At 68.1% G+C, this 10,050-nt stretch carries 12 protein-coding genes; 1 reads left to right on the top strand and 11 read right to left on the bottom strand.

Annotated elements, in window-relative coordinates:
• Nucleotides 1–50 precede the first annotated feature (50 nt).
• The 5 genes from B9Y95_RS20190 to B9Y95_RS20170 form a co-directional block, all read right to left on the bottom strand.
• The gene (locus B9Y95_RS20190) at nt 51–863 is read right to left on the bottom strand and encodes an AAA family ATPase (RefSeq protein WP_055960810.1); all 813 of its coding nucleotides are present in this window, start codon (nt 861–863) and stop codon (nt 51–53) included.
• Nucleotides 860–2,263, bottom strand: coding sequence for a Mu transposase C-terminal domain-containing protein (locus B9Y95_RS20185; protein ID WP_071301383.1), 1,404 nt, complete (start codon nt 2,261–2,263; stop codon nt 860–862). Before B9Y95_RS20185 ends, B9Y95_RS20190 begins: the two co-directional genes overlap by 4 nt.
• A gap of 6 nt (nt 2,264–2,269) precedes the next feature.
• Nucleotides 2,270–2,872, bottom strand: a complete 603-nt coding sequence (locus B9Y95_RS20180; RefSeq protein ID WP_055960814.1) for a recombinase family protein — start codon at nt 2,870–2,872, stop codon at nt 2,270–2,272.
• Nucleotides 2,873–3,012: 140 nt separating this feature from the next.
• Nucleotides 3,013–3,585, bottom strand: a complete 573-nt coding sequence (locus tag B9Y95_RS20175) for a uracil-DNA glycosylase family protein (RefSeq protein ID WP_085514436.1) — start codon at nt 3,583–3,585, stop codon at nt 3,013–3,015.
• Nucleotides 3,582–4,748: a TDT family transporter gene (locus B9Y95_RS20170; protein ID WP_234994195.1), complete on the bottom strand. Its 1,167-nt coding sequence runs from the start codon at nt 4,746–4,748 to the stop codon at nt 3,582–3,584. The genes B9Y95_RS20175 and B9Y95_RS20170 overlap by 4 nt, the downstream gene beginning before the upstream one ends.
• A 69-nt stretch (nt 4,749–4,817) precedes the next feature.
• On the opposite strand from B9Y95_RS20170, the gene B9Y95_RS20165 reads away from it, so the two are divergent.
• The gene (locus B9Y95_RS20165) at nt 4,818–5,744 is read left to right on the top strand and encodes a LysR family transcriptional regulator (RefSeq protein WP_085514435.1); all 927 of its coding nucleotides are present in this window, start codon (nt 4,818–4,820) and stop codon (nt 5,742–5,744) included.
• On the opposite strand, the gene eno is transcribed toward B9Y95_RS20165, so the two are convergent.
• From eno to B9Y95_RS20135, 6 genes are all read right to left on the bottom strand, one after another.
• Nucleotides 5,729–7,063: a phosphopyruvate hydratase gene (eno, locus tag B9Y95_RS20160; RefSeq protein WP_083393829.1), complete on the bottom strand. Its 1,335-nt coding sequence runs from the start codon at nt 7,061–7,063 to the stop codon at nt 5,729–5,731. The genes B9Y95_RS20165 and eno overlap by 16 nt on opposite strands.
• A gap of 145 nt (nt 7,064–7,208) precedes the next feature.
• The gene (locus tag B9Y95_RS20155) at nt 7,209–7,694 is read right to left on the bottom strand and encodes an inorganic diphosphatase (RefSeq protein WP_055960822.1); all 486 of its coding nucleotides are present in this window, start codon (nt 7,692–7,694) and stop codon (nt 7,209–7,211) included.
• Nucleotides 7,695–7,720: 26 nt separating this feature from the next.
• Complete coding sequence (locus B9Y95_RS20150; protein ID WP_055960823.1) at nt 7,721–8,092, bottom strand: fluoride efflux transporter FluC; 372 nt, start codon at nt 8,090–8,092, stop codon at nt 7,721–7,723.
• Nucleotides 8,089–8,499, bottom strand: a complete 411-nt coding sequence (locus B9Y95_RS20145; protein ID WP_055962328.1) for a CrcB family protein — start codon at nt 8,497–8,499, stop codon at nt 8,089–8,091. The genes B9Y95_RS20150 and B9Y95_RS20145 overlap by 4 nt, the downstream gene beginning before the upstream one ends.
• Before the next feature lie 89 nt (nt 8,500–8,588).
• Complete coding sequence (locus B9Y95_RS20140) at nt 8,589–9,332, bottom strand: 2,3-bisphosphoglycerate-dependent phosphoglycerate mutase (RefSeq protein WP_055960826.1); 744 nt, start codon at nt 9,330–9,332, stop codon at nt 8,589–8,591.
• Nucleotides 9,329–9,835: a universal stress protein gene (locus B9Y95_RS20135; RefSeq protein WP_060915497.1), complete on the bottom strand. Its 507-nt coding sequence runs from the start codon at nt 9,833–9,835 to the stop codon at nt 9,329–9,331. The genes B9Y95_RS20140 and B9Y95_RS20135 overlap by 4 nt, the downstream gene beginning before the upstream one ends.
• Between the last annotated feature and the right edge of the window lie 215 nt (nt 9,836–10,050).

Here is a 10,050-nt window from a genome sequence, read left to right as displayed (position 1 = left end):
TGTGAGCAGCCTCGCTCTGTGTCGTCGTTTTCGCTGCGATCGGTGTCGGGTCAGGTGGTGCCGATGACGAGGGTGCTGCGGGCGGCCTCGACGACGTCGTTGGTGATGACGTCGAGCTCGTTGATCTTCAGGACGCGTTGGATCTGAGGGAGGAGGCGCTCAAGGAGCCGGAAGTTGCCGCGGGTGATGCGTTCGACGGCGGCGATGGCTTGCGCGTCGGTGAAGTCGTCGGGGTCGAGCGTCTTGCCGAGCTTGCGCCATTGACGTTCGAGGACGAAGAGCAGCTCGTCGTGGCCGAGCGGACGGTACTGGTGGGCGAAACCGAGGCGGCTGTAGAGCTGCGGGTAGTGGCTGAACTGCTTCTCGATGCCGGGCATGCCGATGAGGATCATCGCTATGCCGGTGCGGTCGTACTGGTCGCGGAGCCACTCGATCGCGTTGCCGGTGAGGCGTTCGGACTCGTCGATGATGATCAGCTCGAGCAGGGACGGGTTGGGGCCGTGTGCGTGGTCGAAGTGGCGACCCTGGAGCAGGAGGTGTTCCTCGATGCAGCGTTCGGTGCGGAGCATGTCGTGCCGGAGGTCGTCCTGCAGGGCGCGCATCGTGGCGGAGACCTCGGGCGTGTAGAAGACGGTGCGGGCTCGGTGGGCGGCGGCGTAGATCTTCGTGTCGTCTTCGCTGCGTGCGGCCCATCTGGCGATGAACGGGCCGATGCTGTCCCAGTGGGCGTAGCGGCGTGCGGAGAGGGTCTTGCCGACGCCAGCGGGGCCGAAGCAGACGCCGATGGTGTTCTGCTTCCGGACGGCGTCGGCGAACTCCGCGAACCGACGGTGTTCCTTCGTGATGATGAACTGGCTCGTCATGACCGGTCCTCCTCGTAGGTCATCAGTCGCGGTTGATCCGGTGCCGGTGCGGGTGCTGGTGGGGTGTGATCATCGGGTGTGGGGCGGACGATCGCGATGCGTTCGCGGATCTGCCCGCGCAGGGCTCTTCGTTGCGCGTTCCGGGCGGCCTGGATCTGCTTGAGACTGATGGTCTCGGTCTGATGCGCGGTACTGATCGCGGTGCACAGGAACGCGTCGCGGTGAAAGACACGGATCTCGGTGACGTCGCGGGGGTCGTACCGGACGCTGACGGTGCTGCCCACGAAGGGTGCGAGAGTGGTTGCGGTGTAGCGGAGCCCTTCGAAGTGGATGCCGTCTCGTTGCACGACACGCGTGGTCGGGACGGTGAGCAGGAACCCGTCGAGCTGCTCGAGGGAGTCCGGCATTCGTGGCAGCCACCCGTCTGCGATCCACGCTTCCAGTGGGCTCTTCCGGAGCTCGCGGTGGATGCGGGCGTTGTAGCGGCGGATGAACGTGTTGATGGCACTGTCGACACCGGCGAGATCCAGCGCCGGCGTCGGCGCCGGCGCCGAGGATCCGGGTGCGAGGTGGCCGGGGAGCGTTGGGAGCAGCTCGGTGTTGATGGTGCCGAAGAACCGCTCGATCTTCCCGCGGCCCTGGGGGCGAGCGACCTGCGAGTGGATGATGCGGAGGTGCAGCACGGCGGCGGTGTCGCCGATTCGGTGGCTGGTGAAGTCGGACCCGTGGTCTGTGTAGAGCACGTCTGGGATCCCGCAGACAGGCCAGTCCGGTTCCGGCTTGTGCCAGATCGCTTGCCGGAGCGCGAGCGCGGTGTTCGCGGCGGATGGGGCGCCGAGGAACACCATGTACCCGCAGACCGCGCGGGAGTAGTCGTCGAGGATCACCGTCAACCACGGCCGTTCGGGCTTGCCGTCGGGTCCGACGATGAGCAGATCGAGCATCGTGTGGTCCGCCTGCCAGATCGCGTTGGGGCGATCCGCACGACGTCGGAGCAGCAGTTCGTGCTTGTCCCGATATGACGCGGGCCCCTCAAGCGCGAGCGTCACCATCCCGGGATCAAGCCCGTTCACGATCGACCGCACAACGGAGTACGACGGCGCTGAGAGACCTCGTTTGGTGCAGTAATTGTCGACCTGGCGGTGAATCGTGGCGATCGAAGGTCGTGGCTTGGTGAGTGCGAGCCCCTCAATCAGGCGCACCAGTTCCGGTGCCGTCCGTCGGGCGCCGTGATCGGTGCGGGTGCCGTCGGCGAGAGCCGGGTATCCGCCGGTTCGGTAGCGGGCCAACCAGCGTTGCAGGGTGCGCTCAGCGACGCCCGTGGTGCGGGCCAGGGTGGCGAGCGGGATGGCGTCCTCGACGTGCAGTCGAAGGATGCCCCACCGCTCGCTCGCGTCCATAGCCAGCTACATCGTTGGGGAAGGCTTGGTTCGTCGCGCCGCGACGGGCTCGGCGTGCTTCGCGAGTGCACGGTAGATGGTGGTGCGGCTAACGCCGAGCACGTCGCCGATCTGCGCGACGGTCATGTCCTGCTGTTCGTAGAGCCGGCGTGCGGTGCGCACCTGGTCCGCGGAGAGCCGAGATGGTCGGCCGCCGGTGCGGCCGCGGGCTCGAGCGGCGGCGAGGCCGGCGTTGGTGCGTTCCTTGATGAGGTCCCGTTCGAACTCCGCCAACGCGGCGAAGACGTGGAACACGAGCCGGCCGCCGGGCGAGGTGGTGTCGATGGTCTCCTGCAGGGACCGGAACCCGATGCCGCGCTCGGCGAGAGCGTGCAGCTGATCGATGAGGTGCCGGATGGACCGGCCGAGCCGGTCGAGTCGCCAGACGACGAGAGTGTCGCCGGGGCGGAGCTGGTCGAGGAGCTTGTCGAGCTCGGGCCGGTGTTGGAGCGACCCGGACATGGTGTCGACGAACACGCGGTAGCAGCCAGCGGCGTTGAGCGCGTCGATCTGCAGCGACGCGTCCTGGTCTGTGGTGGACACGCGCGCATACCCGAGAAGGTGACCCATGAAGAGAACGTAGCGAAACTCGACCAGGAGGGGTAGTGGCGGCACGTAGATTCTGGGACTGGGTTCCGCTACAAGACACGGCGCCTCGCACCCGGACTGAGCGCCGGTACGGATAGTTGTAGCGGAATCGTTCGTATTTGTTACGTCTGCCGCGCTCGCGCGGCGAGCCGGAGTGCTTGCACGGAACGGAGGTGTTGTTCCGATCGGTGGCGGCCGTTGGCGGGAGACGGATGTGGTGCTGCGATGACCGGAAGGAGTCGGGGGTGCTCGTCCAGGGTGAAGTGTCGCATGACGCCGTCGAGGGCAACGGCCCCGTACGTGACGATCGCAGTGAGAGCGGGGAGGGCCGCGAGCAGTGTGGCGAGGGCATGCCGCCCCTCGTCGATGTCCGCGGGTCGCACGCGGTCGGGCAGTTCCCATGGGATGAGGTTCCAGCGGACGTACTGGCCGCGTGCGAGTCCGGACTCGATACGGGCTGCTCGGAACGCGGCCGCGGTCGGGCCCGGGTTGTCCTCGCTGCAGATCGCTGCGTGCGCTGCGGCGATGGTCTGGGGGCCGGGCGACTGCATCAGGACCAGGACACGGCTGAATCTGCCGCCGGATCGTGGGTCGAAGCTCGGGACGAACCGTCGGCTGCCGTCGGGCGCGGTCCGCCACGTCTCCGCGAGACCGTTCAGTGATCGAACGTCAGCGAGTTCCTCGGGGGTACTCATGCCGGCTGTGGCGGTGCCAGCAGGGTGCCACGGATGACGGATCCGTGAAAGGTGCGAAGGGCAACGGTGATCCATGCGGCAACGAGGCCTGCGTAGTAGATGACGGCGAGGACGGCAACGACGGTCAGGCCTGAGTGCAGGGCGAGCCCGTTGAGTCCGGTGACGCAGGTGCCGACGGGGAACGTGAACGACCACCAGGTCAGGCTGAACGGCAGGTGTTCGCGGGCGGTCCGGACGGTGACGGCGAGGGCGATGACGGTCCACAGCAGCGCGAAGCCGAGCATCGCGAACCCGTACACCAGCGCCACGACCAGGAGCGCGTGGGCGGTGGATGCGTCGACGACGGTGGGTGCGTTCGATGCGAGGAGGTTCACCGCAGTGATGGATTGTCCGACGGGTCCGAGGACGATCCACAGGGTCGGCACCATGCCGGCGGCCCCGACCTTGTGCTGCGCGAGCCGGTTCCAGATCAGCGTGATCACGACCAGCGACGTCACGAGACTGAGGCCGAAGAAGCCGTAGCAGGACCACAGCAGCGTCTCCCGCGCCTGTCCGTCGGGAGCGTACGGCAGCAGCAGGGCGCCGGTGGAGGCGGACACCATCGGCGGGACGATGGGCATCAGCCAACCGCCGAACGCGGAGTCGGGCTTGTTCTCGTGGCGGGTGAACGCCAGGTACGGCACCAGGACTGCCGTGAGCAGTCCTCCGATGGTGCCGATGGTCCAGAGCACCCAATCGATGGTCACGGCGGCGGGGAGGCCGATCCAGTCCTTGCCGAGCAGGAGTGTCCCGGCGCCGACGGTGAGGAACGCCATCGGTGGTGCGCCGTAGAAGTGGGAGATGACCGGGTTGAGGTGGTGCCCGGCTGCGGTGTTCCGGTAGCGGACCCAGTGCAGCACCGTCGCGACTGTGAGGGCGACGAGGAGCACCGCGGCGATCGCCCACACCACCGTCGCCGCGATGCGCAGACCGGGGAACTGCAGCGGCAGTGACGCAGCTGCGACAGCGACGATCCCTGTGCCCATGATCGACGCGAACCAGTTCGGTGTGAGATTCGACACGATCAGCCCTGGCCGCTCCAGGTCCCGGAACAACGCCGTCTGCGGCCGTTGGGGCAGCTGGCTGCCGTTCGCGGGTGCAGGGTCGGTGCGGAGCATTGTCATGGGCCAAGCCTGCGCGAATCCTGCCTCTGGCGGTACCGGGTTCCTCTTGGTAGGGCACAATCGTTGGTTGTGGCACTACGGCGACTCACGGACCGAACGCTCGACCTCGACACACTCGAGGTGCTCGCACGCGTCGCCGAGACCGGCTCCCTCTCCGCTGCCGCTGGAGCGCTCGGCGTCACGCAACAGGCAGTGTCTGCTCGGATCCGGGTCGCCGAGCGCATGGTCGGTCACGTGTTGGTGCACCGCTCGACCACGGGGTCGGTGCTGACCGAGACGGGCCGGCTCGTCGTCGGGCTGGCCGGACCGGTCCTCGACGCGTCTCGCCACCTCGAGGCAGGAGTGGCTGCGCTGCGGGCTCCCACGGGTTCGCTCGTCGTCGCAGCGTCACAGACGATCGCGGAGCTGCTGCTGCCGGGCTGGCTGCTCGAATTCCGACGCCGTGAACCCGACGTGCGGGTGCGTCTGATCGCGGGCAACTCCGCCGCGGTGACGGACCACGTGCAGTCGGGTGGCGCGAACCTCGGGTTCACGGAAACCCCGGTGACGGCAGCAGGTGTGTCCGCGCAGGTGATCGCGGACGATGAGCTCGCGGTCGTCGTCGCGCCGGACCATCCCTGGGCTCGGTCGACAGGGATCACTGCGGAAGTCCTGGCGGCGACGGCTCTGCTCCTGCGGGAAGAAGGCTCCGGGACTCGCGCGACGCTCGCCGCATGGCTCAGGGAGGCCGGTTTGAACCTGTCGGTTCCGGCCGCGGTGCTGGAGACCACGAGCATCATCCGGGCGAACGCGCAGGCTGGAATTGCACCGGCGGTGATGAGCCTTCGCACGGTCGCCGCCGACATCAACGACAGGTCGCTGGTGCGGGTCCCGCTCGCTGGGCCGCCACTTGCCCGGCCGTTGCGGGCGATCTGGTCGGGAGAGCCTCAGCCAGCTGGTTCTGCTTTCCTGCGCGTCGCCCACGAGGTGACCGGTCGGGGTCAGCGCAGCCCGTAGGGCAGCTCCGGATTGTTCTCCGCGATCTCGGTGAGCCGGTTGTACTTGGCGACGCGTTCTCCGCGGGCGGGTGCGCCGGACTTGATCTGTCCGGTTCCGGTGCCGACGACGAGGTCCGCGATGAACGTGTCGGTGGTCTCGCCGGACCGGTGCGACACCATGCTCCGCATCCCGAGCGAGCGTGCGACGCCGATCGCGTCGAGGGTCTGGGAGACGGTGCCGATCTGGTTCGGCTTGATGAGCGCCGCGTTCGAGAGCCCGTCCTTCCCACCGTCGCGGATGCGCTGCGGATCGGTGACGTAGAGATCATCGCCGACGATCTGGAGCATGTCGCCGAGCGCGAACGACATCGCCTTCCAGCCGCCGTGGTCATCTTCGGAGAAGCCGTCTTCGATGCTCCGGATCGGATACCGGCTGATGAGGTCGCGGTAGTAGTCGACCATGCCTGCGCGGTCGAGCCGGCGGTCCACGACCCGGTAGCTACCGTCACCGAGCGCGAACTCGTTCGCCGCCGGGTCGAGTGCGATCGCGACGGTGTCCACGCCGGGCTCGTAACCGGCGGCACTGATCGCGGCGACGAGGAGGTCGAGGGCCTCCTCGGGCGCGGCGATCGACGGGGCGAAGCCGCCTTCGTCCCCGAGACCGAGACTGCCGAACCGTTCCCGGACCAGTGCCGCCAGCGCGTGGTAGACGTCCGATCCGATCCGAACCGCGTCGGTCATGGTCTCGGCGTTCACCGGGGCGATCATGAACTCCTGGAAGTCGAGCGCGTTCGCTGCGTGCGCTCCGCCGTTGAGCACGTTGAAGTGCGGGACGGGCAGGCGGGGCGTGCTGCCGGTGACGTCTGCGATCCAACGCCAGAGCGGCAGCTCCGCTGCGGCGGCGAGAGCGCGTGCCATCGCGATCGAGGTCGCGACGACACTGTTCGCGCCGAGCCGGCGGTGGTTCGGGGTGCCGTCGAGGGCAGCGAGGGCGGCGTCGGCCTGCCCGATCGAGGTCCACGACTGGCCGGTGATCATCGGTGCGACGTCCGTCGTGATGAGGTGCAGTGCCTGGCTCACGTCGCGGCCGCCGTAGCTGCTGCCGCCGTCGCGAAGCTCGACAGCCTCATGCGCGCCAGTGGATGCGCCTGCGGGGGCGTCACCGGTGACGACGGTGCCGTCCTCGAGCTCGAGACGCACCTGGATCGTCGGGTAGCCGCGGGAGTCGAGGATCCGGGAGCCGTGCAGGCTGCTGATGGTGACGGGGCGGCTGGTGTGGGTCACGTACTCGCCCTGATGGTGGGTGGTGTGGTGGACGTTGCTGATGTAGTCGTTCACGGCGGTTGTCGCCTTTCGGGTTGGTCGTGCGGGTGTGGGCCGCGGGGAGGCGGAGGGACGACCTCCTGGCGATCACTGGGCGCCAGTTGCCTCCCCACGGCGGTTCAGGGCGCGCACTGGATGGTGTCGGGTGCGCGGGTGCCGGTCAGGGGTGCGGGGTGAACCGTTCCTGTGCGGCGCGGATGATGGCTTCGGCGTCGACACGGTTCGCCCACCCGTTGGTGGTGACGTGCTTGCCGTGCTCGATCTCCTTGTAGTGGGCGAAGAAGTGCTCGATCTCCGCCAGGACCGGCTCGGCGACGTCGGAGATGTCCTGGACGTGGTCGAAGCGGACGTCTCCGGCGGGGACGGTGAGGATCTTGTCATCGCCGCCGTTCTCGTCGACCATGCGGAGCATCCCGACCGGGCGGACGTCGATGACGACGCCGGGGAACGTGGGCCGGGGCAGCAGCACGAGCGCGTCGAGGGGGTCGCCGTCATCGCCGAGAGTGTCGTCGATCGAGCCGTAGTCCTGCGGGAACACCATGCTGGTGAACACCGCCCGGTCCAGGCGGATCCGTCCGGTGGCGTGGTCGACCTCGTACTTGTTGCCGCTGCCGCGGGGGATCTCGATCGTGATGTCGAAGTGCATGAGCTGTTCGTCTCCCAGTCGGATGGTCAAGTGAGGGTGCCGAGGGTGACGCCCCCGGCGGCTGCGGCGACGGAGACGACGAGCATTCCGAGCCCGTTCACGGCAGCCGCGGTGGTGCGGCCAGTGCGTGCGAGGCGGACGGTCTCGAAGCTGGCGGTGCTGAACGTGGTGTAGCCACCCATGAGCCCTGTTCCGAGCACCGCGACGGGGGTGGCGCCGAGGTGACCGGCGGCGCCGGTGATCAAGCCCAGCAGGAACGAGCCGGTGATGTTGATCGTCAGCGTCCCGACCGGGAGCCGGAACTGCCGACCCCGGTTGATCGCACCATCCACGAAGAACCGTGCGGCCGCGCCGACACCGCCAGCGACCGCGACGCTGAGGAAGGCCAGGGCGCTCATGATGTGGCCCCGTTCGGTCGGACCAAACCCGCGATCGCGAGGCCGCTACCGGTGGCGATCGCGCCGGCGAGGACCGTCAGGAGCGCGTACCCGGTGCCGGCCAACCCGCGGCCAGCGAGGAACAACACCGCGGTGCTGGTCGCGAGGGTGCTGTAGGTGGTGAACCCGCCGAGGACACCGGTTCCCAGAAGCAGGCGCAGTGTCCGGCGGCGACCCTCGTCAGGTCCGCGATGCGCGAGGTGTTCCAGCAGCACACCCAGTAGGAGCGCGCCGGCGATGTTGATCCAGAAGATCGCCCAGGACACCTCCTGCTGAGCGGGGAACGCGGTGCTGAGTCCGTCGCGTGCGGCGGTACCGATGGCGCCGCCGAGTGCGACGACACCGAGGTACCGCCACCGCAGATGCACTGGCCGGTCGATACGTTCCGGGTCGTTGGCGTCGATGTCTGGGTCGGGCGGGAGCTGCCCATCGGGCAGGTGCGTGTCCGTTCGGGAGGTCATGTTCCACCTTCCGCAGCGACCGCTGCCGCTGCTGCTCGTGCTGCCGGATGCAGGTACTCCCCACCCCGCGGACAGAACCCACCGTCGCCGTCGAACCGGTAGATCAGGGGTTCGCCCGTGGGGAGGTTCAGGTCCGCGAGCTCACCGTCAGTTAGGCCGTCCATGCAGGCACACAGTGCCCGCAGTGAGTTGCCGTGCGCGACGACGAGCACTGTCTGCCCGTCGCGGAGTGCCGGGGTGATGCTGTGCGACAGGACGGGTTGGACCCGGCGGATGACGTCGGAGAGTGTTTCGGTTCGACGAAGTGCCGCCCACGGCAGTCCACGAAGCGCCGGCGTCCGCCGGAGCGCCAGCCATGCGCGGATCGACATGCGTGGTGGCCGTCCCGTGCGGGTCCGACGAACAGCGAAGAACTGCTCCGCCCCCAACGCCGCTTGCGCATTCTGCTTGGACATGCCGGTGAGGGCGCCGTAGTTCCGCTCGTTCAACCGCCACGTCGACTCGATCGGCGCATCACGTCCGAGGACGTCGGTGACGAGCTCCGCCGTGTGGAGCGCCCGCTCGAGCGTCGACGTGAGCACGAGGTCCGGTCGGATGCCGGCATGCAGAAGTAGCAACCCAGCCCGATTCGCTTCGGCGCTGCCCTGTTCGGTCAGCGCGACGTCTCGCAAGCCGGTGAAGGTACCGGCAGCGTTCGCAGTGCTCTGTCCGTGGCGGAGCAGAACAAGCTGGCCGGTCACGGGGTGTCCCACGGCAGTGGGGCATCGAACCCGACCGGATCAACGGGCACTACGAGCACTGAACGGTGCTGCTGATGGGTCAGCCGTACCGCGACCGACCCCGTGAAGAACTCCGCGATTCGACCCGCTCCCGTCCTGGCCCCGACGACCAGCATCGCCGCGTCGCGGTCTTCGGCCACCTGCGACAGTGCCCGGCTCGGATCCCCGACACCCGGGACGAACGTGACGTCGACGCCGTAGGTCGTTGCGGCAGCACGTACTGCCGCCTTGTCACTGTCCGACAAGCCCTGCGGTGTCGTGTCAGCGGTGTCAGGGTCGATCGGTTCCACCATCACCGACCCGTCCGAGCGCGTACCGGCATCGAAGAGCGATGCATCCACGCTGACGCACACCAGCGTCGTACCGAAGCGCCGCGCGATAGACGACGCAACCTCGATGACCCCCGGAGCGAGGCCGGGCAGGACGCCGACGACGACCGGTCCGGAACCGATTGGTGCTGTCATGACACTCCCTACCTCAGGCGCGCAGAAGCGCGACCAGCTGAGATAGGGACTGTTGTCGACAACTGTCGAGGTTGGGTCCGGCAAGCCCCACTACCGGGTCCGAAGACACCACCATTATGCACCCGAACCCCAAGTCACGCGGGCCGTCTCGCGCACCCGCGACGTCCCGACACCGAAGGAAGCGATTCCGACGACACGGAGCGAAGCTGCCCACA

This window comes from Plantibacter flavus (genome assembly GCF_900177615.1).
Lineage (GTDB): Bacteria > Actinomycetota > Actinomycetes > Actinomycetales > Microbacteriaceae > Plantibacter > Plantibacter flavus.
Note: the sequence above shows the minus strand (reverse complement) of the source record. Positions and strands in the feature narration are given on the sequence as shown.